The following is a 22,090-nucleotide window of genomic DNA, read 5'->3' as shown; positions in this document are numbered from 1 at the left end:
CTGCCGCCGACCCCACCGCGTGCGCCAACGGCCCGGTCCGCCGCCCCGGCTCCTGTCCAGCGCAAGGAGACCGTTCCCGGAGCCCGAATCCGACCCTCAGCGCCCAGCACTGCGGCCCGCGCGGGACCATCGGCATCAGCGGATGCGAGCGATGAGCACCGCGGCACGCGCGAAGCCGATCCCAGTTCCCCACGCTCACCGCAGCGGACAACGCCACGAACGGGCCGACCGCGAGAAAGGGCAGGCGTGAGAAAGGCAGGCCGCACGAGGTGCAGCCATGAGCGAGGCGGACCTGACGACACGACCGACACCGAGCACAACACCCCCCGGCAAGCCACACCCCCCGGCACAAGGACCGACCGTGACCACCACACCTCCCCCCGCCCGACTCACCGCACGGGACATCGTGCGCCGGTACGGGGGCATCGAGGCGGTGGGCGGGGTGGACCTGGTGGCGCGGGCGGGGCGGATCACGGCGTTGATCGGGCCCAACGGGGCGGGGAAGAGCACGCTGTTCGACTGTCTGGCCGGGACGGTGCGGCTCGACGGCGGGCGGGTGCTGCTCGGGGGGCGGGACGTCACCGGGCTGCCCGCGCACCGGCGGGTGCGGCTGGGGCTGGGGCGGACCTTCCAGCAGATCGCCGTCTTTCCGACCCTCTCGGTGGCCGACAACGTCCGGGTGGGCGCCGAACAGTACGCCCGCCGGGTGGACGCCCGGACGGCCGCCGAGCGTACGGCCCGCGCGCTGGAACTGTTCGGCTTGCAGGAACTGGCCGCCGAGCCGGCCGGCGGGCAGCCCACGGGGGTGCTGCGGCTGGTGGAGCTGGCACGGGCGTTGGCGGGCGGGCCCCGGGTGCTGCTGCTGGACGAACCGGCGGCGGGCCTCGATGCCGCGCAGACCGCTCGCCTGGTGTCCGTACTGCGCGGGCTCGCCGAGCGCGGCATGGCCCTGTTGTTGGTCGAGCACGACGCCGAGCTGGTCGCCGAACTCGCCGACGCCGTCTACGCCATGGCGCAGGGCCGGGTGGTCGCCGCCGGAGCCGCCGCGGCCGTCCTCGCCGATCCCCGGGTCACCGCGGCCTGGGGAGCCGCCACATGAGGCCGAACCGACCTGCCCCGGAGGTGGGTTGATGCCCGTCGAAGCCGCCCTCCGGGCCGCCCGGGTCCGCTACGGCCCACTGGAGGCGCTGCACGGCGTCGACCTGGACTTCCCGTCCGCCGCCGTCACGGTCCTGCTCGGCCGCAACGGGGCCGGGCGGACCAGCGCGCTGCACGCCCTGGCCGGGGTGGTGCCGCTGGCGGGCGGGCGGGCGCTCTGGCGGGGCCGGGACCTCGGCGGGCTGTCGGTGCACCAGCGGGTGCGGCGGGGCCTGGCCCTGGTCCCGGCCGAGCGCGGGGTGTTCGGTTCGCTGACCGTGGCCGAGAACCTGACGCTGGGCGGGCCGGGGCGCGCCGAGGTGCTGGAGCTGTTCCCCGAGCTGATCACCCTGCTGGACCGCCGGGTCGGTATCCTGTCCGGTGGCCAACAGCAACTCGTCGCCATCGGGCGGGCCTTGGCATCACGGCCCGCCCTGCTGCTGCTGGACGAGCCCGAGCGCGGACTGGCCCCCGCCGTCGCCGCACGGCTGCACGCTCACCTGTTGGCGGGCGCCGCCGACGGCCGTACGGTCGTGCTCGCCGCACGGTCGCTGCCGAGCACCCTGGCCGGGGCGGCGGTGGTGCACGTGCTGCACCGGGGCGAGGTGGTGTTCTCCGGCGAGCCCGGAGAGACCGTCCCCGGGCGGTTGACGATCACCCTGTGACGGGCGGCCCCCGATCCCGCAGAAACCAAGGCCGCCGGCCCGCTGAATTGCCTTTCTCATGACTTTCAGATGACCTTTCCCTTCCAATCCGGTCGTTACGATGACCACACCCATGTCGATCGCCGTCGACATATCCGGGTAGGGGGAACCGACCGTGAACCACATCCACGTCCAGACGCATGCCTTGCGACAGTCGGCGAACGGCCTCACGGAGGCCGCCAAGACCTTCGGGCCCGCCGGACACTGGCTCGACAACAGCCACACGGCCGCCGACACCATGTCGGCCTGGGAATCCGGCCCGGCACTGAAGGACTGCGCCGACGCCTGGCAGGCCCACGTGAAGTCCGTCGTCGACCAACTCCACCTCTATTCCACACAGTTGCACGACTCGGCGCAGTCCTACGACCAGGCCGACCAGGAGTACGCCCGCCGCCTCGACACGGCGCTCGGCGACCTCGGGGGGACGGAAGCGGGGCAGCAGCCGTGACGATGACCATCGCAGCGCTCAAGGCCGCCAACAGCATCGCCGTCGACGCCGCCGCCGGCTCCTGGCTCGGCCTGTCCAAGCAAGCGTGGCAGGCCGTCAACGACATCCACGCCAACGGTGTCGACCCGCTCAAGGAGAACTGGAAGGACAAGGTCGGCGAGGCCGCCGGCCGCAAGCTCCAGGAGCAGGCCCAGATCCTGGAGGCCGGCGCGGACATCATGCGCGGCGTCGTGATGATCCTGGACGGGCTGAGCGCCAGCATCACCCGGGCGAAGCTCACCCTGAACTCCGCCCTGGACATGGCCAAGCAGTACGGCTTCACCGTGGACGAGACCACGGCCACCGTCCACGGCAGCGGCGGTGCGGCGACGTCGGACGACAACGCCGTCCAGGAGGTCAACGCGATGCTCCAGGAGGCGCTGCGCGAGGCCGCTCAGGCCGACAAGCTGGCCTCCGCCGAACTGCGCAAGCTCGCCGGAGCGACCTGCGAGACCGACCCGCGCAAGGCCCTGGACCAGCTCCAACGCGAAGCCTCACAGACCGAACTGCTCATGTACACCGGGGACATCCCCAACGGGCAGGACCCCCGGCTGGTCGCCGACTGGTGGAAGGCGCTGACCGACAACCAGCGCAAGCAGCTGATGCTCTCCGATCCCGTGACCCTCGCCAACCTCCCGGGCATCCCCGACGACGTGAAGGTGGGCCTGCGCGGCGGGCCCAACGCCAAGTACGACCGGGTGAAGACGGTGCAGTGGGCGCTGGAGCACTGGAACGACACCACCATCGACGTCTTCGACGACAACTGCACCAACTTCGCCTCCGAGGCGCTGCGCCAGGGCGGCGTGCACGCCAAGTGGGATCAGTGGTGGGGCTGGCGCGGGGACGACACCTGGGGGCGCAGCGACGACGCGGGCGGCGACTGGCTCGACCAGCGGCTCGACTACTCGAAGAGCTGGGCCGGGGCGCAGAACATGCACGACTTCATGATGCGCCACGGTGGCCAGGAGCTCTCGCCGGACGAGGTGAGGCCCGGGGACATCGTCTACTACGAGGAGGACTCCGACCAGGACTCCCAGGACAAGAAGGGCGTCGTCCACCACACCGCGGTGGTGACGGCGGTGACCCCGGACGGGGACATCCGCTACACCCAGCACAGCGGCGGCCAGCAGAACGCGAGCCTGGGCGGCCGGATCGACAGCTTCCAGGAGCAGCGCGGGCACCAGAAGCTGCACTTCGTCCGCGTGAATCCGGACTGGTACTAGGCGTATGAAGGAAGAACAGCACTCCTCCCGGTGGCTCCGGGCCGGCGGCCCGCTGTTGCTCACCTGTCTCGGGTGGGCGTGCGGCGTGCCGACACTCCTCGCGGACGGCGACATCCACGACCTCGTGAGCCGCTGCCAGGACAGCCCCGGCGCCCCGGCCCACGTGCTGCCGCTCGCCTGGGCGGGACTGGTACTGGCCGTCGGCGCGGTGGGCTGGGGCGGTTGGCAGCTCGTCACCGCCGTCCGGCGCAGGACGTTCCGGATCGGCCTGGGGCACGCCCTGCTGTGCGCGCTGCTGCCGCTGGCGGCGATCGGGGTGCCGTTCCAGTACGCCCTCGCGAAGACCGCCGTGCACGACACCGGGACTCAGCGGAGCACCTGCTTCGGGCAGGACCGGCTCACGGACACGGTGGATCCAGCCGCGGCGCCCCGGACACGGCTCCCGGCCTGATCGCCGCCGGGCGAGTACGAGGCTGAGCCCGCAACCGAGGCCGAGCCCGAGGCCGCAACCGAGCCCGAGGCCGAGGAGCGCCGCGGGCGCGACGGCCGTCGCTCCGAGGATGCGCGGATGGCAGAGGTCGAACATGCTGAGGCTCCTTCCCGGGGACCCGGCCGGCCCCCGCTCGTGATGCCCCAACGATGACCCCGGCCACCCCTCCCGCACATGGACCGAACGGCACAACCTGAACAGCGACACCTCGCGCGCCCCCTGCCGATCGGCAGGGGGCGCAATGCGTCGGAGCAGCAGAGGCGGAAGGCCACCGGCACAGGCCTCCGGAGGCCTTCAGGTCCGGGCCGGTCCGGGCCGCACCTCCCCGGTCCGAGGGCCGGCCACGGGGCGACCGAGGGCGAGCCAGCGCCCCTCGCGGCGGGGCCTACGGCCGGCGGACGTACGGAGTCGTCGTGCTCACCCAGGCGAAGCCGAGCCGCTGGAGGATGGGCCGGCTCTGGTCGCTCGCGTCGACCTGGAGGTACTCGTAGCCGAGCTCGGCCGCGAGGCGGGCCCGCTGGGCGACGAGGGCGCGGTAGATGCCCCGGCCGCGCCAGTCCGGTGCGGTGCCGCCGCCCCAGAGGCCGGCGAACCCGGTGCCCGGGGTCAGCTCCATCCGGGCACCGCTGACCGGGCGGTCACCGGCCATCGCGACGACCATGCTGACCGTTTCGGTGCCGTGCCGCAGGTGGTCCAGCATCCGCTCGCGCAGGCCGGGGTGCTCGGAGCCGAAGGCCTGTTCGTGGGCCTCCATCAGCAGGTCCACCCCGGCCGGGTCGGTCACCTGGAGCAGCCGGACGCCCTCGGGCAGGGCGGCCTCGGTGGGCAGGTCCGCGATCCGGGCGAGCATCAGCGCCTCGGCCGGCTCCGGGGTGAAGCCGGCCGCCAGCAGCCTGGCGCCGAGGTCCGCGGGGGTGTCGTGGGAGTAGGCCTTCCACTCGAACTCCAGCCCCAGTCCGGCGAAGTGACGCACCTGCGCGGCGATCACCGCGTCCGCCCCGGCCTCGTCCAGGCCCGACCAGACCACACCGTTCCAGCTGTGCTCCGGGCCCACCTGCCGAACCACCGCGCCGTCGAGTTCGACGCGGCAGCCCGGGTCGGGCGGCGCGTTGCGCCGGAGCCGGTCGTCGTACAGGGCGAGCACCTCGTCATGGTTCATCCGCTCAGTCCAGCACGGCCCGGGAGCGGAACGCCATCGGGTTTCCGCGCCCCCGGCGGCGAGCCGGCCGGACCGGATCACCCGGCCCGGAGCCTCGCGTCCATCATGTCGCCCAACCGGCCTCCGGCCTGGGAGAGTTCGCGCATCCGCCGGGCCGGAGAGCGGCTCGGGGCAGGCGGCGCCGGGCGGCCGGGCGCGCGGAAGCGGCAGGCCGGGCCGGAGAGCGGCTCGGGGCAGGCCGGGCCTGGCGGTCGGGCGCGCGGAAACGGCAGGCCGCGGAGGATCCCGGCGGGCGCCCCAACCAGCGTGTCCGGGACGGGTGATCACCGATCGCACGTAGAGTGCCGTCAGGAGGGTGTCCGGCTCTTCGGTCGTCACAACCCGCTGCTGGACACCCTTCCTGCATGACCGGAGCGGAATCCGCGAACCCGGCCGACTTCGGAACCACTCGTCCGGGCACCGGCGCGAGCGGGTGTCCGTGCCGGTCGAGCGGCTCGCCGGCTGCCCCGGGGCCCTACTGCGCCATGTACCCGCCGTCCACCGGCAGCACGACCCCCGTGACGAAGGACGCGTCGTCGGAGGCGAGGAAGAGGACGGCCGACGCGACCTCGGCCGGGGCGCCGAGCCGCCCCATCGGGTGCCGCTTCTCGATCGCCTCGAGGTATTCGGGACCGCCGGGCTCGTCGTAGAGCCGGGCGACGCGCGCGGTGGTGATGGTGCCGGGGGCGACGGCGTTGACCCGGATGCCGCGGTCGGCCCATTCGACGGCGAGGTGCTTGGTGAGGCCGGAGGCGACGAACTTGGCGGGCCCGTACACCGCCTGGCCGCGCTGGCCGGCCTCGCCGGAGATGGAGGACAGGCAGACGATCGAGCCGCCGGGCCGGTCCTGCGCCGTCATCGCCTCGATCGCGTACTTGCAGGTGAGGAACATGCCGCGCCCGTCCACCGCCATCACGTGGTCCCAGTCCTCGGCGGTGGCCTCGGTGATCTCCATCAGCGGGATGATCCCGGCGTTGGCCACCAGGACGTCCAGTCGCCCGTGCCGCTCGACGGCGGCCGCCACCATCCGGCGGGCGTCCTCGTCCCGGGCCACGTCACCGACCACCGCGCTGACGGCGTCGGGGAACTGCTCGACCAGCCGGTCCAGCCCGGCCGCGTCCACATCGGTGGCGACCACCGACGCGCCTTCCCGGACGAAGCGTTCCGCGACGGCCCGCCCGATGCCGTTGGCCGCGCCCGTCACCACACAGGAGCGGCCGGCCAGCCGCCCGCCCGCCGGACTCCCCGCGTTCTCAGTCACCATGGCGGGACTCTACCCAGCCGGCGGGCGGGGGCCGGGCCTCTTCGGCCAGTACGCCGGATCCGGGTGGTCGGTGACGCAAAAGCGGTCCGAAGGGGACGCGAAGAGGCGTGAAAAGGGACGGGAAGCGGCACGGAAAGGACGGGAAGCAACGCGGAGCGGACCCCGAACGGCGCGGAGCAGACCCCGAACGGCATGGAGGGAACCCGAGGCGCCCCGAGCAGGCGGGCCGGGCCGCGGCACCACGGAGGGCAACGACGGCGGCGGCCGGGACCGTCGGTACGGTCCCGGCCGCCGCGCCGGATCGACTGCGGGGACTACACCCGCGCGTCGGTGGCCAGGGCCTGCGCCACCGGAAGGTTGGGCTGCGGGTGGGTCAGCAGGTGCACGCCCGCCGCCAGCGCGCCGCCGACCAGCGGGGCGAGCAGGAACAGCCACAGCTGCGACAGCGCGTCGCCGCCCGCGAACAGCGCCGGGCCGAGGCTGCGCGCCGGGTTGACCGAGGTGCCGGTGAGCGGGATGCCGACCAGGTGGACGACCACCAGCGCGACACCGATCGGCAGCCCGTCGAAGCCGACCGCGGCCAGCCGGTGGGTGACCGCCAGCACGACGTACACCAGCAGGAAGGTGAGGACGACCTCGGTCAGGAACGCGCCGCCGGCGTTGATGTGCACCTGGGAGCGGTCACCCCAGCCGTTGGTTCCGAGCTTGCCGTGGGTCTCCAGCCCCGGTACCTGCTTCGCCAGCAGCAGCACGAGCGCCGCGCCGGCGATGCCGCCGAGCACCTGCGCCACCCAGTACGACACCGCCGTGCGGCCGTCGATCCGGCGGGCCAGCAGGAAGCCGAGCGTCACCGCCGGGTTGACGTGGCAGCCGGAGACCGGGCCGAGCGCGTACGCCAGCGCGAGCAGCACGAAGCCGAACGCGAGCGCGATGCCCACCGGACCGATCGCCTCCCCCGCGAGCACCGCCGCGCCCACCGCCAGCAGCACCAGCAGCAGGGTCCCGAGGAACTCGCCGATCACCGCCCGCCTGTCCGTTCCACCCATGCGCCTGGTCCTCCTGACCGTCAGGGCAGGCGGTCCGGTGCCGCCCGCACCCGGCCAACCCTGGTCGACCGTTCGAGGGACCGCATGTCGGCCGAACGGCGTACCGCCGTGTTCACGGCGCGTCCGCCTGCCGAATTACTCCGAACGGATGAAACCGTACGAAAATGGCGAGCCCAATGCAAAACGGAGGTAAAACGGGCAGACGTGGACAGGAGGGGCTTCCGGCGCCTATCGGACCGTCAGCACGATCTTGCCGCGCAGATGCCCTGCCTCACTGACCCGCTGCGCCTCGGCCGCCTCCGCGAGCGGGAACACCCGGTGCACCGGCAGCCGCAGGGTGCCCGCCTCGTACAGGGCGAGCGCGGCCGCGTAGGCGCGCCGGTGGTACGGCTCGACGCCCTCGACTCCGCCGTTGAACCGCACACCGTGCTCCTGCGCTCCCTCGAAGTCGGCGATCGTCAGCACCCGGTCCGCGCTGCCCGTCAGCTCGATCGACAGCGGCAGCACCCCGCCCCGCCCGGCCGCGTCCAGCGCCCGGTCCACCCCGCCCGGGGCGGCGGCCCGCACCCGCTCGGCCAGCCCCTCGCCGTACGTCACCGGAATCGCACCGAGTTCCCGCAGGTAGGCCTGGTTCGCCTCGCTCGCGGTGCCGACCACGGTGATCCCGCGCGCCCGGGCGAGCTGGAGCAGCAGGGTCCCCACCCCGCCGGCGGCGCCGTGCACCAGCAGCGTCTCGCCCGGCTGGACGCCGAGGAGGTCGAGGACCCGCTCGGAGGTCTCGGCCGCCGTCGGGATCGCGGCGGCCTCCTCCCAGCTCAGCCCGGCCGGCTTGGGGGCCAGCATCGCCACGTCCACCAGCGCGTGTTCCGCGTAGGCGCCGCCCATCATGCTGCCGAACACCTCGTCGCCGGGCGCGAAGCCGTTCACCCCGGCGCCGACGGCCTCGACCACGCCGGACACCTCCACACCCGGCACATAGGGGAAGACGACCGGGATGAGCGCGGCCAGCTCACCGGTGCGCAGCCTGCGGTCCACCGGGTTGACGCCGACGGCACGGACCGCGACCCGCACCTGGCCGGGCCCGGGCCCGGGCAGCTCGATGTCGGTCAGGCGCAGCACGTCCGTGCCGCCGAACTCGGAGAAGGCGATCGCCTTGGTCATGGAAGGTCCTTCGGTTTCAGTGGAGTTGGTCGCTTCCGACGCCTTCCATCCTGTGCCGGGGACGGCGGCCGCCCGGCTGGCCCTTCGGACGGTTCGACCTGTCCGAACGGCCAGGCCGCGGCGGCGGTACCCGAACTAGGCTGGATCGCATGGACCGCATGGACCGCATGGACCGCATGGACGGCAAGGGCGATATGGACGGCAGGGCCGGCAGGGACCTCACCGACGGCACGGACCGCCGGAACATCACGGATGGCCGGGCCGGCACGGACGTCAAGGCCGGCACGGCGGACGCCGCCGGACCGGACGAGGCCTGGCGGCGGCACTGGGGCCGCCCCGAGGACGCGCTGGCGCGGGCCGTCGAGGTGCTGCGCGCTCCCCGCCCGGACCTCCTGCCCCGCCTGTCCGAGGTGCTCGGCACCCTCGTCCCGCACACGGCGCTCGCGCAGCTCAGCGGCGTCTGCACCTTCAGCCCCACGAACGGCCACGGCTCGCCCGAGCTCACCGCTGCACTCAGCGCGCGGGACCTCTCCCGGCTGGCCGAACGCGCGGCCGGGACCACCTCGGCCGGCCGGCCCTGGCAGGGCGAGGCCGAACTCGCCGGACGGTCCCGGCCGGTGGTGGTCGTCGCCACCACCCCGGGCGACGGCGGCGGCGCCGTCCTGGTCCTCGTCCGGGCGGGCGCCGAGCCGGTGGCCCCCGGGGCGCTCGCCGTCCTGCAACAGCTGTGGGACCTGGTGATCGCCCACTCCGACCACCGCGCGACCGACGCCGCCCCCACCCAGACGGCCGCCTCCCGCGCCTCGGCCAACGCCCGCGCCCGCGCCATCGCCGAGTTCACCGGCACCCACAGCGCCGCGCTCACCGCGATCCTGGCGCCGCTGCGCTCGGCCGACCTGGACGACGCCGCGGCCCGCCGCAGCGCCACCGAGCTGGCCGTCACCGCGCTCCTCGACCTGCGCCAGGGCGCCGAACTCGACCGCACCCTCAGCGAGCAACCCGCCGACGCCGCCTTCGCCCGGCTGGTGCGCGAGCTGCGCCCGCTGCTGCGGCACACCAGCGTCCACCTCGACGTCGCGCCCCCGGCGCAGGCCGACCGCTCCGTCCCGGCGGACGCCGCGCACACCGCCCGCGACGCCGTCCGGGTGGCCGTGCTGCTGATGCTGGACCAGGAGAAGCCGACCCGGCTGCACGTGAGCTGGCAGCTCACCGCGGACGGCCTGCTGCGCGCCGTCGTGCGCGGCGACGGCCTCGGTACCCTCACCGCCGACGCCCTCACCGTCCACCGCACCGCCGATCGCGTCACCGCCCTCGGCGGACACCACGGCGTGGAGGCCGTCCCCGGCTGGGGCACCACGGTGACCGTCGACCTCCCGCTCGCCCTGCCCGAACCCGCTCACGTCACGGACCCGTTGGACGGCCTCCAGCCGCGCGAGCGGGAGGTCCTCGACCAGCTGGCGCGCGGCCGCCGCAACCGGGACATCGCGGCGGCGCTGCACATCAGCGAGTCGACGGTGAAGTTCCACGTCGCCAACATCCTCGCCAAACTCGACGTATCCTCGCGCGGCGAGGCCGCTGCGCTCGCCCACCGCGCCGGCCATCCGCGCGGGCCGGTCGGGCTGCACGCGGCGTCCTGAGCCCCCTCCCCCTCCTGAGAACGGCCGACATGACCGACCCCACCACCTGGGACCCGACCGCCCCCGGCATCCTGCGACTGCCCTCCGGCCGCCTGCTGCGCGGCCGCGGCCTCAGCCGCCCCGTGCCGCCCGGCCCCCGACCGGACTTCGGCCTCTACCTGTTGGGCCGCCCGCCGCACGTCGACTGGCCGAGCCGCTGGGTGCGCTGGCCGGACTTCCGCCTCCCCGCGGACCGCGCGGACGCCGCCGACGCCTTCCACGAGGCCTGGGAGCTCTCCGCCACCGAACGCGTCGAACTCGCCTGCGCCGGCGGGCGAGGACGTACGGGCACAGCCCTCGCCTGCATCGCCGTCCTGGACGGCGTCCCGGCCGCGGAAGCGGTGGCGTACGTGCGCGAGCACTACAGCCGGCATGCCGTCGAAACGCCCTGGCAGCGCAAGTTCGTGGAGCGGCTGGCCTAGGGCGGGTGGGTGGCCGCCTGTCCCGGGCCGCCGAGCCGGGTTCTCAGCCCGGTCAGGCCGACGGCGGCAGCGGCGGCAGCGGCGGCAGGGCGCCGAGCGCGAGGACGCCGGCGCGGCTGGAGCGGTAGACGGTCCCGCCGACGGCGGCCAGCCGGATCGGGTGGTCGGCCCCGGTGTCGCGGCCTGGCGACTCCGACTCGGCCTGCCAGCGCAGCCCGCTCGTCGCGAGATCGAACGCATAGAGCTGTTCGTCGCGCCCCTGACCGCTCCCGGCCACCGCCTCGTGCAGGACGTCCGCGATCCGGCCCGCCGGGGCGAGCGGGCTGAGGACGTACAGGCTGGACATCACGTCGTAGCCGGCCGGCACCGCCGGCCCGGTGACTCCTCCGCCGCCGGTCGGCGCGGGCTCCGGCCGCACCGTGTCCAGTGCCACCAACCCGCCGTCCGGGCGCCGCACTTCGAGGTCGGAGGCGAACACCCGGTAGGCGTCGCGTTCGCCCCGGGCGAGCCGGCCGGCCAGGACGGTCTCGCCGGCCAGCGCCGTCGCGTCCGGGTCGACGGTGAGGACGGTCCGCTGGTAGAGCCGCGAGTCGCCGAAGGGGATCACCGGCTCGGGCAGGTACTCGACGTAGGCGCGCGGGCCGGCCGTCAGGTCGACCAGCTGCGTCGCGTAGTCGTGTTCCATCCGGTAGACCTTGGTGGCCGCCTGGGTGGTCAGGTGGACGGCCGTGTCGGCGCCGCAGTGCAGGTCGGTGCGGAGCCGGTCGGCCTGGAGGATGCCGCCGCCGGTGGACATCAGGAAGGTGACGGCGAGGTCGGGCCGGGCCGGGTCGAAGTACAGCGGGCGCGTGATCTGCAACGGCGACTTCTGGTAGTGGCCGGTGAGTTCGGTGCGCCCGGCGACCTTCTCGAAGGCCGGCTCCAGCAGCCCGACCTTGCCGGGACGCCCGACCGCGAGGGTGTCGGGCGTCCCGGCGTGGCGCCGGACCTCGTACGGGACGCGGGCGGGCTCGTAGTGCCGGGGGTCGAGCCGGGGCACCGTCCGCTCCGCGGCCGCGGTCACGCCGGGACCTTGCGGAAGGTCTCCAGGAAGGCCGCGATCTCCTCCAGCCCCTCCCCCGTCAGGCAGTTGGTGAGCACCACCGGACCGCCCTCGCGCACCCGGCGGGCGTCGGACTCCATCACCCCGAGGTCGGCGCGGACGTACTGGGCGATGTCGATCTTGTTGATGACCAGCAGGTCCGACTCGGTGATGCCCGGACCGCGCTTGCGGGGCATCTTCTCGCCCTCGGCGGTGTCGAGGACGAAGAGGAAGAGGTCCACCAGCACCGGGGTGAAGGTCAGCGTGAGGTTGTCGCCACCGGACTCGAACAGCAGGGTGTCGACGTCCGGGAAGCGTTCCAGCAGTTCGGCGCCGGCCGCGAGGTTCATCGTCGGGTCGTCCCGGACGGCGGTGTGCGGGCAGGCGCCGGTCTCCACGCCGACCACCCGTTCGGGGTCCAGCACCCCGGCCAGGGTGTGCCGCACGTGCTGGGCGTCCTCCTGGGTGTAGATCCTTTGCGAGGTTCTACTGACGGTTGGCATCGGCGCCGACGGAGCCGGCGCTCACCCCACCCGGCCCAGATGCCGCGCCAGGAACCGTTCGGAGGACTCCAGTTCGAGCTCCGGCACCTCCAGATGGCCCCCGGCGTTGGCATGCAGGGTCTTCTCCCGCGAACCCAGCGCGCCGAACAGCGCCAGCGCCCCCTCGCGCGGGACCAGTTCGTCGTCCCACTGGAGGAGGAACTCCACCGGCACACCGACCCGCCCCGCCGCCTCGACCTGCGACGCGTGCCCCGCCAGTCCGAACACCGCGGCGGCGACGCGCGGTTCGGCCGCCGCCAGCGGGATGCCGATCACGCTCCCCAGCGACAGCCCCCAGTACCCCACCGGGCCGAGGCCCTCCGCCCATTCCTCCAGCGCGTCCAGCACGGCCACCCACTCCGGCACCGCCCGCTCCGCGAGCGCCGCCGTGTGCCGCGCCACCCACGCGCTGATCGGCCGGCCCGCCGCGATCAGCTCCCCGATCTCGGTGGCGAACCGCTCGTCCTGCGCGCTGCGCGGCCGCTCCCCGTGGCCCGGCGCGTCCAGCGCCACCGCCGCGAACCCGCGCTCGCGCACGCACCGCCGCGCCCGGTCCACCGACCCCAGCTTGTGCTGCCCGCCACCGTGCCCCAGCAGCACCAACGGCCGTCCACCGAGGGGGAGTCCGTCCGGCTGCCAGAGCACACCGGGCACGCCGTCGAGGGTGAAGTGGCGCTGCGTCACGCCGTCCGTGCTGGATTCCGAGGTGAAGTGCACCCCGCCATCATGGACCCAGACACACGTTCGAGTCCCGGCTTTTCCGTGTTGCCACCGGAACGACCCACCGCCGGGCCTTCGAGTGCCGGACCGGCCCGGCAGAGTGCCGATCGCCCGGGCGGCGGCGCCGACCGCGGCCCCACCGGGCCCGGCCGGCGCCGCCGCCGCGCAGGAAGTCGGACGGGCCGACTTTCCACTCCGGGGCGGGCTCGGCAGGGGCTCGGCAGGGGCTCCGGTACCTGCGGGCGCTAGCGGGCGGCCGGGGCCGGCTCGCCGAGGAAGGCGAGGAGGAGGGCGGTGGTTTCGGCCGGGCGTTCCAGGCTGGGGAGGTGGCCGGCCCAGGGGAGTTCCTGGTGGCGGGCGTCGGGGAGGAGGGTGGGCAGGGCGGCGGCGATGTCGCGGAAGTCCGGGAAGTCGTGGGCTCCGGCCACGGCCAGGGTCGGGGCGGTGACGCGGCTGAGGTCGACCTCCTCGCGGTCGGGGCCGATCGTCGCCTCCATCTGGACGTCGAAGGCGTGGCGCTGCATCCGGCGGACGTTCGCGCGGGTCTGCTCGTCGGCCTCCGGGCCGAGCCAGGACTCGACGTTCAGCTCGACGGCCCCGTCGATGTCCCCGGCCTCGATCAGCTCGTCCTCGCGGCCGCCGAAGGCGCGCAGGGTGTCGCTGGGCTGGTGTCCGGGCATGCCGGCGCCGAGCAGGGCCAGCCGGGTGACCGCCTCGGGGCGCAGCGCGGCCGCCGTCAGGGCGATCCGGCCGCCGTGGGAGGCCCCGACCAGGGCGGCGGTCTCGATGCCCAGGTGGTCGAGCAGGGCCAGGACGTCCCCGGTGTCGCTGTACGGGGCGTCCGCGAGCGGCGTGTCACCGAAGCCGCGGAAGTCGCAGCGGACCACCCGGTACCCGGCGTCGATCAGCGGCTGCCACTGCGCGTCCCACATCCGTCGGTCGCACACCGAGGAGTGCAGCAGCACCACGGCGGGCCCACTGCCTGCTACATCATGAGAAATGATCATCAGGCGGATGGTAGCGCCCCCGCCGTCGTTCCCCAAGCGAATTGAAGCCGTCGCACCGGTAAGCGCTTCCGGCCGCTCCCGGGCTCTGGACGGGTGGAGGAGGTGATCGGAAGTGCTCATGGGAGTAGCGAAGAGCGAGCGGGACGAAGGGTTCCAGGCGTTCATCGTCGCGGTCTGGCCACGTCTGGTGCGGACGGCGTACCTGCTGGCCGGCGAGCAGTACGCGGCCGAGGACCTGGTGCAGTCCGCAGCCGAGAAGGCCTGCGCGGCCTGGTCGAAGGTGCGCCGGGCCGACGATCCGTACGCCTACGTGCGGCGGATCCTGGTCAACCAGCACGCCCGCCGCTGGCGGCGCCGGGCGCCGGAGCTGCTGGTGGACGCGGTGCCGGACGCACCGGGGACGGAGGACGGCTTCGCCCGCTCCGACCAGCGCGGGGCCCTGCTGGCCGCACTGGCCACCCTGCCGCCGCGCCAGCGCGAGGCGGTGGTGCTGCGGCACTGGGAGGACCTGAGCGACAGCCAGACGGCGGCCGCCATGGGGTGCTCGGTGGGCGCGGTGCGCAGCCACGCGGCGAAGGGCATCGCACGGCTGCGGCAGGTCTCGGCACTGGTGGAACTCAAGGACACGACGCACATCGGAGGAGCGGCATGAGCAGCGGCACGGAGCGGGAACCGGGCGCGGGCGTGGACGACGGCAGGGACCTGTGGGTGGGGCTCGGCCTGGCCGAGGCGGCGGCCGGCGCGCGGATCGGCCCGGTGCCGGTGGCGGACATCGTGGCGGGCGGCCGCCGGCTGCGGCACCGCCGCCGCACGGTGGTCGGCACGGTGGCGCTGGCCGCGGTGGTGGCCCTGAGCGGCGGGGCACTGGCGCAGCTGCGCCCGAACCCGTCGCCCGCCCACGGGATCGGTCCGGCGGAGATCGGCGCCGTGCTCGCACCGGCGGCCACCGCCGCGCCGACCGCCCCCGCGACGAGCACCGCCCCCGTGGTGCGCGACCCGCTCACCCCGACCCGGGTGCTGCTGGGCGAGGGCCGGACCCCGGACGGCAAGCACTGGCAGCTGTGGGAGGCCCTGTGGCCGGTGGCGCCGCGGGAGCGGGCGTTCGAGCAGGCGACGGCGGTGTGGGAGGAGCGCAGCAGGTACGACTCGGCGGTGGCCAAGCCGACTCCGGAGTACGTCCAGCGGTACTGGCAGCCGGACTGCGACGTCACCAACGTCTACTTCACGCTGGACGGCGAGCGGCTCAGCCATGACTCCGAGGGCGCCCAGCCGGCCCCGGGCACGGTCGACCCGCGCAGGCGGACCGAGTTCGGCGGCGGCCTGGTCGGCCACCGGGGCAAGGGCGACACCGTGGCCCCGCTCGACGTGGTGCTGCTCTCGCTCGGCCCGGACGTCGGCCGGGTGGTGGTGACCTGGATGGACGGCAGCACCACCGAGCCGCCGTCCGTCACCGTGGCCGACTCCCCCATCCGGGAGATGGTGGTGGCCCGCCCGGGGACCATGCGGGCGAAGTCCTGGCAGTTCTTCGACAAGGACGGCAACAGGCTCCCGGACGCCGACGCCAAGTACCTGACGGAACCGACCTTCTGAGGCGGACCGCACGAGGTCTACCGCGGCAGACGCACCGGCGGGAGTGGGAAGTCGGCCCGGCCGGCTTCCCACCCCCGCACAGCCCCTCAGCCCCTCAGCCCCTCAGCCCCTCAGCCCCTCAGCCCAGCAGCAGCTTCGCGGCCACCGCCGCGCCGTCCGTGCGGATGTCGACGGCGAGGGCAGCGGCGCGCTCGCGGGTGTCGGGGGCGAGGGCCCGGCGCAGGGCCTCGGTGAGGGACTCGGTGGTCGGGGTCGGACCGTCGTGGGCGACGCCGATGCCCAGTTCCGCCACCCGCGAGGCCCAGTAGGGCTGGTCCACGATCTGCGGGACCAGCACCTGCGGCGAACCGGCCCGGGCGGCCGTGGTGGTGGTGCCCGCGCCGCCGTGGTGGACGACGGCCGCGACCCTCGGGAACAGCGCCTGCTGGTTGACCTCGCCGACCGCGAAGCAGTCCTCGGCCCCGTCCACCTCGGCCAGTTGGGCCCAGCCGCGGCCCAGCAGCACCCGCCGGCCCTGCGCCCGGACCGCCGCGACCGCGACCCGGGCGGCCTCCGCCGGGTCGCGCAGCGGCATGCTGCCGAATCCGACGTACACCGGCGCCTCGCCGGCCGCCAGGAAGGCCGACAGGTCGGCGGGCAGCGGGCGTTCGTCCGCCAGGATCCACGCGCCGGTCTGCGTCACCGCGGGCCAGTCCGCACCGGCCCCACCCTCTCCCCCGGCGGCCTCGCCCGGGCCCGTCCACGGGTCGAGCAGCGGGTCGGTGGCCAGCCACGGCCGTCCGGTGAGGACGTGGTCCCGGACGTTGGCGACCTCGGGCAGTCCGACGGCCGCCCGGCGGGTGTTGACCGCTTCGCCGAACAGCGCGTTCATCGTCCCGATGTTGAGCTTCCACAGCTCCCGGAGGTCGGTCACCTCCGGCGGATACGGCAGCATCGGGTACTCGAACGGCCGGTGGTGCGGGGAGGGCAGCATGGTCGGCTGGAGGGCGACGCAGGTGAAGCGGGCGCCCAGTTGCTCGGCCGCCGCCTGGGCGCCGGCCATCGCCGGGAACAGACCGGTCGCCACGACCGCACCGCCCGGCTCGGCCGCCGCGAGCACCGCCGCGTGGAACTGCTCGACCAGCCTGGCGGCGCGCTCGGGCAGTTCCGAGGGCGCCGGGGGCGGCCCGCTGACCAGCGAGCGCACCGACTGCCCGACCGGCACCAGCTCCACCCCGGCCTCGGCCAGCCGGGCCGCGAACTCCTCGTCCGGCGGCGCGCACACCCGCGCCTCGGCGCCCAGTTCCCGCAGCCGCAGCGCCAGCGCGGCCATCGGCTCGACGTCCCCGCGCGACCCGTACGTCGACAACACCACTCGCACTTCGTGACTCCCCGTCATCTCGGTTCGCATCCTTGAGTCGGTGATTCTGCGGCACTACCGGGGCCTTGCGGCAAGGCCCCCCGTGCGCTATACGTTGAGAGTGGCGGGGAGCGGGTGCACCTCCGCGAACGCCGACACGGCGACGACACGCGCGACGACACGCGCGCCGACATGCGCGCCGAAACGGCCCCCGACGCGGACGCCATCGCGACACCCGAATTCCCCGGGCCGGCACCGAACCACCTGCCAGACTCTCCCCCATGCGCGCGATCATCGAGAACATGGCCGGTCAACTCGCCCGTGTGCCGGGCGTGGTGGGGGTGATGCTCGGCGGGAGCCGGGCCCGGGGCGAGGAGCGGCCGGGGTCGGACTGGGATCTCGGGGTGTACTACCGGGGCGGCCTCGACCTCGACGCGCTGCGGGCGCTCGCCGGACCGGAGGTCGAGGTGACCGGTCCGGGCGGCTGGGGTCCGTGGGTGAACGGCGGGGCCTGGCTGCGGGTCGACGGTGTCGCCGTGGACTGGATCCTGCGGGACCTCGACCGGGTCGGACAGGTGTGGGCGGACTGCCGCGAGGGCCGCTACGAGGTGGGGACGCAGGCCGGGCACCCGCTCGGCTTCTGGTCTCCCTGCTACCCGGGCGAGGTCGCCCTCGGCCGGCCACTGGCCGACCCCGCCGGGGAGTTGACGCGACTCAAGCGGCAGACCACCGACTACCCGGAGCCGCTGCGCGAGGCGCTCACCGCGGCCACCTGGGAGGCCGGCTTCCTGCTCGACACCGCCGCGAAGAGCGTCGAGCGCGCCGACACCCTGCACGTCTCGCTCTGCCTGTCGCGCGCCGTCGGCGTCCTGGTCCAGGCCCTCCACGCCCACCACCGCCGCTGGTGCCTCAACGAGAAGGGCGCCCTGGCCTTCGCGGAGCAACTGCCCGACACCCCGAAGCACTTCGGCAGACTGGCGCGCGACCTGCTCGCCGCCCCCGGCGGGTCGGCGGCCGAGCTGGCGGCCACGGTCACCCGGGCGCGGGAGCTGACCCGGCAGACCGTGGCCGCGCTGCACCCCTGAGCCGGTCGCCGGAAGTCGGGCCGGCCGACCTCCCGCGCCGAACGCTCCTGCGGGCGACGGGCGTTCAGCGCCCGGGCCCGCCAGCGGTGCGCGGATCGTCGGCGGCCACGACCTCGGCGGCCGCCGCCATCACCTCCCGCACCCAGGCCCGCACCGCCTCGACCGGCCACGCGCCGAGGTAGTCCGGGCAGCCGGCCCCGTCGACCGCCGTCGCGAACCGCCGCTCCGCCTCGGTCGCGTTCTCGCCGATCCGGTGCCAGCCCTCGACGGCGACCTCACCGGGCTCGATCTCCCCGGACAGCAGCCCGAGCGCCGTCTCGTACATCCGGCAGCGCTCGACGAGCTCCTCGTCGAGGGCCGGCAGACCGAGGTCCTCCATCGCCTGTCGCAACAGCTCCGTCAGCTCGTCCGAGTGCTCACCCCGACCCGGCCGCCCGGCCAGCTCGCACAGCGCGGGTGAATCCGCGCCGATTCCCCGCGCCAGCAGGTCGGCGGCGGCCATCGGCAGGTCCTCGGGGAACACCAGCCCGGCGGCGTGCCGCCAGGCCAGGGTGAATGCGGCGTCCATGGCGCCATCCTGACGCCACGACCGGGGCATCGCCACCGAATTCGCCGCACCCTGCGGGAAACCGCAGGGTGCGGTGCTGCGGCTTCCCGCAGGAGGTTCGCCGGAAACCCGCATACCGCCACTGACCTGCGGTTCCTAGCGTGGAGTCAGCCGGGGACGAGCAGTCCCCCCGACCATTTCCGGAGCCCCGCATGCAGCACACCGTCCTCGCCGTCGCCCAGCAGCCCTCCGGCGGATTCGCCGGCTGGGCGGCCGATCTGGTGGACACCATGGGCGGCCCGGGGGCCGGCCTGGCCATCGCCCTGGAGAACCTGTTCCCGCCGCTGCCCAGCGAGGTGATCCTCCCGCTGACGGGCTTCGCCGCCGGGCAGGGCGTGATCAGCCTCGCCTCCGCACTGACCTGGACCACCCTCGGTTCGGTCGCCGGGGCCGTCGTCCTCTACTGGCTGGGCGCCCTGTTCGGCAGGGAGCGGATGCACGCGATCTGGGCCCGGCTGCCGCTGGTCAAGGCGTCCGACCTGGAACGCACCGAGGCCTGGTTCGCCCGGCACGGGACGAAGGCGGTGCTGCTGGGCCGGATGGTGCCGATCTTCCGCAGTCTGATCTCGGTGCCGGCCGGGGTCGAACGGATGCCGCTGCCCGCCTTCGTCATGTTGACCACGATCGGAAGCCTGGTGTGGAACAGCGTGCTGGTGATGGCCGGATTCCTGCTCGGGGACCGCTGGGACGCGGTGGAGACGTACGTCGGCCTGCTCTCCAAGGCGGTCCTGGTGGTCGTCGCGGTGGCCGTGGCCGGGTACGTCGTGATGCGCTGGCGCGGACGCAACAGCGCCGCCCAGCACCGTCGCGCCCGGTGACCGTCCCGCCCGGCGACACGGCCCACGCCGGCACCGCAGCCCCGCTCGGCGCCGCACCCACCACACGCACCGGCCACACCGGCCCCGAACGCACCAACCCCGAACACACCAGCCCCGAACACACCACCCGCACCGCCCCCGTAAGCTCGGACCCCGTGCAGGGGGATGGAGCAGACACCACGTCATGGCCGCGCCGCGCCGTCGGAGTTCTGCTCGGCTGCCCGAGCGCCGTCCTCGCCGCGCTGTACCTGCTGCTGGCCGGCGCCGTCCTCGGCCCGTTCCTGCTCTGGCCGCGCACCCGCCCGTACGCGATGCCGGGCCTGCTGTCCGGGGTGCGCCGGCTGGCCGCCCTGGAGCGGGCCCGGCGCAGGACGTTCTTCGGCGACCGCTTCCCCCTCCGGTACCGGGCGGACGACCGCAGGGTGCTGCGCTACCTGGTGGTGCGCAGCGGCAACGGGCTGGTCGCCGGGGTGGTGCTCGGCCTGCTGGCCTTCGGGCTGGTGCTGGCCGTCCTGCTGGTGGGCGGGGTGCTGCGCGGCTCGCTGGGCTGGGAGGAGTTGGCGACCCAGGTGGTGCTCGGCGGGGTGCTGCTCTTCCTGGCCGTTCAGGGCCTGTTCTCGCTGGCCGCGCTGGACGCCCGGACCGCCCGGGAGTGCTTCGGGCCGTCCGAGGCCGAGCTGCTGCGCCGCCGGATCGCCGAACTCGCCGACAGCCGGGCCGCGATGGTGCGGGCGGTGGACACCGAGCGGCGGCGGATCGAGCGGGATCTGCACGACGGCGTGCAGCAGCGGGTGGTGGCACTGGCGATGCTGCTCGGCCGGGTACGGCGCGGCCTGGACCGCCACCAGGACCCGGAGCGGACGGAGGCGCTGTTGCACCAGGCGCACCGGGAGGCGCAGGAGGTGCTGACCGAACTGCGCGAGGTGGCCTGGCGGGCCTACCCGTCGGCGCTGGACGTCCTGGGGCTGGAGGAGGCGCTCGGCGGGGTGGCCGAGCGGTGCGCCATCCCCCTGCGGCTGCGCTACGAGGTGGCCGGCCCGCTCCCCGAACCCGTGCGGACCGCGGCCTACTTCGTGGTGTCGGAGTGCGTCACCAACGCGGCCAAGCACTCCGCCGCCTCGGCGATCTCGGCCCGGGTCGAGAGGGCCGCCGAGCTGCTCACCGTACGGGTGGAGGACGACGGCCGCGGCGGCGCGGATCCGGCGGGCAGCGGCCTGACCGGGCTGCGCGGGCGGGTCGCCGCGCTGGACGGTACCCTCCACGTCCACAGCCCCGTCGGGGGCCCGACCGTCATCACCGCGGAGCTGCCATGCGCGTGACCCTCGCCGAGGACTCGACCCTGCTGCGGGAGGGGCTGGTCCGCCTGCTCGCCGAGGAGGGGCACGAGGTGCTGGCCGCGGTGGGCGACGCGACGGCACTGACCACGGCGGTGGCGGAGCAGCCGCCGGACGTGGTGGTGGTGGACATCCGGATGCCGCCGACCCACACCGACGAGGGGCTGCGGGCGGCGGTGGAGATCCGCGAGCGGTGGCCGCAGGTCGGGGTCCTGGTGCTCTCCCAGCACATCGAACGCGGCTACGCGGTGCGACTGTTGGACGCGGGCGCGGAGCGGGTCGGCTATCTGCTGAAGGACCGGGTGGCCGAGGTCGACGAGTTCCTGGACGCCCTGGTACGGGTCGCGGCGGGCGGCGCGGTGATCGACCCGGAGGTGGTCCGCCGACTGGTGGGACGCACCACCCGCACCGACCCGCTGGCCCGGCTCACCCCACGCGAGCGCAGCGTCCTGGAGGCGCTCGCCCAGGGCTGGACCAACGCCGCCATCGCGCAGCGGCAGCACGTCTCGCTGAGCGCGGTGGAGAAGAACCTCAACGCCGTCTTCGACAAGCTGGACCTGCCCCGCACCACGGACTACAACCGCCGCATCCTGGCGGTCCTGCACTACCTCGGCGCGTAGTCCGCCGCGTCCACGGGCACCTCGACGGGCGTGTCCACGGGCGCGTCGACGGGCGCGTCGACGACCGCGATGTCACGGACCCAGACGGGGAACGGCCGGAGCACCGGCTCCTCCCCGTCCGGCTCGTCCGGCTCGTCCGTGATCGTGGTCCTGCCGGGTTCCTCGTCGGCGAGGTAGTCCGCGACGATCGGCCCGAGGTCCGCCACCGGCTCGTACGCGCCGCCGAACGGCAGGTCGTCCGGGCCGACCGAGCCGGTCGAGCACCGCAGCTGCCCGGCCTGGTCGTCGTGCCAGACGTAGAACGTGGCCGGCCCGTCGTGGCCCAGGGCGCGGACCCGTTCCCGGAGCAGGGCGGCGGTGCGCTCGAAGGCGTCCACCACCTCCCGGACCGTCAGCGCCTGCCGGTCCTCGACCTCGGCGCTCAGCCACCAGGTGTTGGTCTCCCACTCCACGGGGTGGTCATCCGGCTCCAGCGCCAGCGGCTCCTCGGCCAACTCGGCGATCCACGTCAACAGCATCGCAGCAGTATCCCAGTCCGG

23 protein-coding genes and 1 pseudogene are annotated in these 22,090 nt (G+C 74.5%); 13 read left to right on the top strand and 11 right to left on the bottom strand.

All coding sequences use genetic code 11. The annotated features are described in order from the left end of the window. Positions 1–361: 361 nt before the first annotated feature. The 5 genes from ABZ449_RS00480 (at position 362) to ABZ449_RS00460 (ending at position 4,002) form a co-directional block, all read left to right on the top strand. The gene (locus ABZ449_RS00480) at positions 362–1,099 is read left to right on the top strand and encodes an ATP-binding cassette domain-containing protein (protein ID WP_360337689.1); all 738 of its coding nucleotides are present in this window, start codon (positions 362–364) and stop codon (positions 1,097–1,099) included. 31 nt (positions 1,100–1,130) lie between these two features. Beyond that, a complete protein-coding gene (locus ABZ449_RS00475) occupies positions 1,131–1,802 on the top strand; it encodes an ATP-binding cassette domain-containing protein (RefSeq protein ID WP_360337686.1) in 672 nt (223 codons plus the stop codon). Positions 1,803–1,956: 154 nt separating this feature from the next. Then, a complete protein-coding gene (locus tag ABZ449_RS00470; RefSeq protein ID WP_360337683.1) occupies positions 1,957–2,289 on the top strand; it encodes a type VII secretion target in 333 nt (110 codons plus the stop codon). 2 nt (positions 2,290–2,291) lie between these two features. Continuing rightward, positions 2,292–3,551: an amidase domain-containing protein gene (locus ABZ449_RS00465; protein WP_360337680.1), complete on the top strand. Its 1,260-nt coding sequence runs from the start codon at positions 2,292–2,294 to the stop codon at positions 3,549–3,551. 4 nt (positions 3,552–3,555) lie between these two features. Continuing rightward, the gene (locus ABZ449_RS00460) at positions 3,556–4,002 is read left to right on the top strand and encodes a hypothetical protein (RefSeq protein WP_360337677.1); all 447 of its coding nucleotides are present in this window, start codon (positions 3,556–3,558) and stop codon (positions 4,000–4,002) included. A 424-nt stretch (positions 4,003–4,426) separates the two neighbouring features. On the opposite strand, the gene ABZ449_RS00455 is transcribed toward ABZ449_RS00460, so the two are convergent. The 4 genes from ABZ449_RS00455 to ABZ449_RS00440 all read right to left on the bottom strand — a co-directional run bounded on the left by ABZ449_RS00455 (position 4,427) and on the right by ABZ449_RS00440 (position 8,710). Further along, on the bottom strand, positions 4,427–5,200 hold the full coding sequence (locus tag ABZ449_RS00455; protein WP_360337674.1) for a GNAT family N-acetyltransferase: 774 nt from the start codon (positions 5,198–5,200) through the stop codon (positions 4,427–4,429). A 514-nt stretch (positions 5,201–5,714) separates the two neighbouring features. Further along, the gene (locus ABZ449_RS00450) at positions 5,715–6,503 is read right to left on the bottom strand and encodes an SDR family NAD(P)-dependent oxidoreductase (protein ID WP_360337672.1); all 789 of its coding nucleotides are present in this window, start codon (positions 6,501–6,503) and stop codon (positions 5,715–5,717) included. Positions 6,504–6,817: 314 nt separating this feature from the next. Further along, positions 6,818–7,549, bottom strand: coding sequence for an MIP family channel protein (locus ABZ449_RS00445; RefSeq protein WP_360337669.1), 732 nt, complete (start codon positions 7,547–7,549; stop codon positions 6,818–6,820). 228 nt (positions 7,550–7,777) lie between these two features. Further along, a complete protein-coding gene (locus ABZ449_RS00440; RefSeq protein WP_360337666.1) occupies positions 7,778–8,710 on the bottom strand; it encodes an NADP-dependent oxidoreductase in 933 nt (310 codons plus the stop codon). 149 nt (positions 8,711–8,859) lie between these two features. Between ABZ449_RS00440 and ABZ449_RS00435 the strand changes: the two genes are divergently transcribed. After that, positions 8,860–10,347, top strand: coding sequence for a helix-turn-helix transcriptional regulator (locus ABZ449_RS00435; protein WP_360337663.1), 1,488 nt, complete (start codon positions 8,860–8,862; stop codon positions 10,345–10,347). Between the two features lie 29 nt (positions 10,348–10,376). After that, on the top strand, positions 10,377–10,808 hold the full coding sequence (locus ABZ449_RS00430; RefSeq protein WP_360337660.1) for a protein phosphatase: 432 nt from the start codon (positions 10,377–10,379) through the stop codon (positions 10,806–10,808). A gap of 52 nt (positions 10,809–10,860) precedes the next feature. On the opposite strand, the gene ABZ449_RS00425 is transcribed toward ABZ449_RS00430, so the two are convergent. The 4 genes and pseudogenes from ABZ449_RS00425 to ABZ449_RS00410 all read right to left on the bottom strand — a co-directional run bounded on the left by ABZ449_RS00425 (position 10,861) and on the right by ABZ449_RS00410 (position 14,158). Next, the gene (locus ABZ449_RS00425; protein ID WP_360337657.1) at positions 10,861–11,871 is read right to left on the bottom strand and encodes an urease accessory protein UreD; all 1,011 of its coding nucleotides are present in this window, start codon (positions 11,869–11,871) and stop codon (positions 10,861–10,863) included. Continuing rightward, positions 11,868–12,362, bottom strand: a pseudogene (gene ureG / locus ABZ449_RS00420) (urease accessory protein UreG); the annotation flags it as partial. The pseudogene ureG and the gene ABZ449_RS00425, both read right to left, overlap by 4 nt. A 51-nt stretch (positions 12,363–12,413) precedes the next feature. Beyond that, positions 12,414–13,148: an alpha/beta hydrolase gene (locus ABZ449_RS00415; protein ID WP_360337654.1), complete on the bottom strand. Its 735-nt coding sequence runs from the start codon at positions 13,146–13,148 to the stop codon at positions 12,414–12,416. Positions 13,149–13,396: 248 nt separating this feature from the next. Next, positions 13,397–14,158, bottom strand: a complete 762-nt coding sequence (locus ABZ449_RS00410) for an alpha/beta fold hydrolase (protein WP_360337651.1) — start codon at positions 14,156–14,158, stop codon at positions 13,397–13,399. 118 nt (positions 14,159–14,276) lie between these two features. Between ABZ449_RS00410 and ABZ449_RS00405 the strand changes: the two genes are divergently transcribed. Then, positions 14,277–14,810 (top strand): SigE family RNA polymerase sigma factor, encoded by a 534-nt coding sequence (locus ABZ449_RS00405; RefSeq protein ID WP_360337648.1) that lies wholly within the window; start codon positions 14,277–14,279, stop codon positions 14,808–14,810. Then, positions 14,807–15,748, top strand: coding sequence for a hypothetical protein (locus ABZ449_RS00400; RefSeq protein ID WP_360337645.1), 942 nt, complete (start codon positions 14,807–14,809; stop codon positions 15,746–15,748). Before ABZ449_RS00405 ends, ABZ449_RS00400 begins: the two co-directional genes overlap by 4 nt. 118 nt (positions 15,749–15,866) lie before the next feature. On the opposite strand, the gene ABZ449_RS00395 is transcribed toward ABZ449_RS00400, so the two are convergent. Then, on the bottom strand, positions 15,867–17,108 hold the full coding sequence (locus ABZ449_RS00395; protein ID WP_360337642.1) for a glycosyltransferase: 1,242 nt from the start codon (positions 17,106–17,108) through the stop codon (positions 15,867–15,869). 260 nt (positions 17,109–17,368) lie between these two features. Between ABZ449_RS00395 and ABZ449_RS00390 the strand changes: the two genes are divergently transcribed. Then, on the top strand, positions 17,369–18,172 hold the full coding sequence (locus tag ABZ449_RS00390; RefSeq protein WP_360337639.1) for a nucleotidyltransferase domain-containing protein: 804 nt from the start codon (positions 17,369–17,371) through the stop codon (positions 18,170–18,172). Positions 18,173–18,236: 64 nt separating this feature from the next. Here ABZ449_RS00390 and ABZ449_RS00385 read toward each other — a convergent pair whose 3' ends face one another. Further along, complete coding sequence (locus tag ABZ449_RS00385; RefSeq protein ID WP_360337636.1) at positions 18,237–18,740, bottom strand: hypothetical protein; 504 nt, start codon at positions 18,738–18,740, stop codon at positions 18,237–18,239. A 191-nt stretch (positions 18,741–18,931) separates the two neighbouring features. On the opposite strand from ABZ449_RS00385, the gene ABZ449_RS00380 reads away from it, so the two are divergent. The 3 genes from ABZ449_RS00380 to ABZ449_RS00370 all read left to right on the top strand — a co-directional run bounded on the left by ABZ449_RS00380 (position 18,932) and on the right by ABZ449_RS00370 (position 21,551). Then, a complete protein-coding gene (locus ABZ449_RS00380) occupies positions 18,932–19,597 on the top strand; it encodes a DedA family protein (protein ID WP_360337633.1) in 666 nt (221 codons plus the stop codon). Between the two features lie 155 nt (positions 19,598–19,752). Further along, positions 19,753–20,916 (top strand): histidine kinase, encoded by a 1,164-nt coding sequence (locus ABZ449_RS00375; protein ID WP_360338734.1) that lies wholly within the window; start codon positions 19,753–19,755, stop codon positions 20,914–20,916. Beyond that, positions 20,907–21,551, top strand: coding sequence for a response regulator transcription factor (locus tag ABZ449_RS00370; protein ID WP_360337630.1), 645 nt, complete (start codon positions 20,907–20,909; stop codon positions 21,549–21,551). The genes ABZ449_RS00375 and ABZ449_RS00370 overlap by 10 nt, the downstream gene beginning before the upstream one ends. On the opposite strand, the gene ABZ449_RS00365 is transcribed toward ABZ449_RS00370, so the two are convergent. Continuing rightward, on the bottom strand, positions 21,536–22,069 hold the full coding sequence (locus ABZ449_RS00365; protein ID WP_360337627.1) for a hypothetical protein: 534 nt from the start codon (positions 22,067–22,069) through the stop codon (positions 21,536–21,538). The two genes, ABZ449_RS00370 and ABZ449_RS00365, sit on opposite strands and share 16 nt — an antisense overlap. Positions 22,070–22,090: the final 21 nt, after the last annotated feature.

The sequence above is a fragment of the Kitasatospora sp. NPDC005856 genome (genome assembly GCF_040629945.1).
GTDB lineage: Bacteria > Actinomycetota > Actinomycetes > Streptomycetales > Streptomycetaceae > Kitasatospora.
The sequence above is the reverse complement of the archived record's forward strand: the minus strand, read 5'-3'. Positions and strand labels throughout refer to the sequence as shown.

Bases quoted from the DNA above. Each gene is read 5' to 3' on its own strand.
- ABZ449_RS00460 (WP_360337677.1), top strand. From the start codon at position 3,556: ATGAAGGAAGAACAGCACTCCTCCCGGTGGCTCCGGGCCGGCGGCCCG.
- ABZ449_RS00435 (WP_360337663.1), top strand. From the start codon at position 8,860: ATGGACCGCATGGACCGCATGGACCGCATGGACGGCAAGGGCGATATG.
- ABZ449_RS00430 (WP_360337660.1), top strand. From the start codon at position 10,377: ATGACCGACCCCACCACCTGGGACCCGACCGCCCCCGGCATCCTGCGA.
- ABZ449_RS00400 (WP_360337645.1), top strand. From the start codon at position 14,807: ATGAGCAGCGGCACGGAGCGGGAACCGGGCGCGGGCGTGGACGACGGC.
- ABZ449_RS00440 (WP_360337666.1), bottom strand. From the start codon at position 8,710: ATGACCAAGGCGATCGCCTTCTCCGAGTTCGGCGGCACGGACGTGCTG.
- ABZ449_RS00465 (WP_360337680.1), top strand. From the start codon at position 2,292: ATGACCATCGCAGCGCTCAAGGCCGCCAACAGCATCGCCGTCGACGCC.
- ABZ449_RS00365 (WP_360337627.1), bottom strand. From the start codon at position 22,069: ATGCTGTTGACGTGGATCGCCGAGTTGGCCGAGGAGCCGCTGGCGCTG.
- ABZ449_RS00370 (WP_360337630.1), top strand. From the start codon at position 20,907: ATGCGCGTGACCCTCGCCGAGGACTCGACCCTGCTGCGGGAGGGGCTG.
- ABZ449_RS00385 (WP_360337636.1), bottom strand. From the start codon at position 18,740: ATGGACGCCGCATTCACCCTGGCCTGGCGGCACGCCGCCGGGCTGGTG.
- ABZ449_RS00405 (WP_360337648.1), top strand. From the start codon at position 14,277: ATGGGAGTAGCGAAGAGCGAGCGGGACGAAGGGTTCCAGGCGTTCATC.
- ABZ449_RS00450 (WP_360337672.1), bottom strand. From the start codon at position 6,503: ATGGTGACTGAGAACGCGGGGAGTCCGGCGGGCGGGCGGCTGGCCGGC.
- ABZ449_RS00455 (WP_360337674.1), bottom strand. From the start codon at position 5,200: ATGAACCATGACGAGGTGCTCGCCCTGTACGACGACCGGCTCCGGCGC.
- ABZ449_RS00380 (WP_360337633.1), top strand. From the start codon at position 18,932: ATGCAGCACACCGTCCTCGCCGTCGCCCAGCAGCCCTCCGGCGGATTC.
- ABZ449_RS00475 (WP_360337686.1), top strand. From the start codon at position 1,131: ATGCCCGTCGAAGCCGCCCTCCGGGCCGCCCGGGTCCGCTACGGCCCA.
- ABZ449_RS00445 (WP_360337669.1), bottom strand. From the start codon at position 7,549: ATGGGTGGAACGGACAGGCGGGCGGTGATCGGCGAGTTCCTCGGGACC.
- ABZ449_RS00410 (WP_360337651.1), bottom strand. From the start codon at position 14,158: ATGATCATTTCTCATGATGTAGCAGGCAGTGGGCCCGCCGTGGTGCTG.
- ABZ449_RS00390 (WP_360337639.1), top strand. From the start codon at position 17,369: ATGCGCGCGATCATCGAGAACATGGCCGGTCAACTCGCCCGTGTGCCG.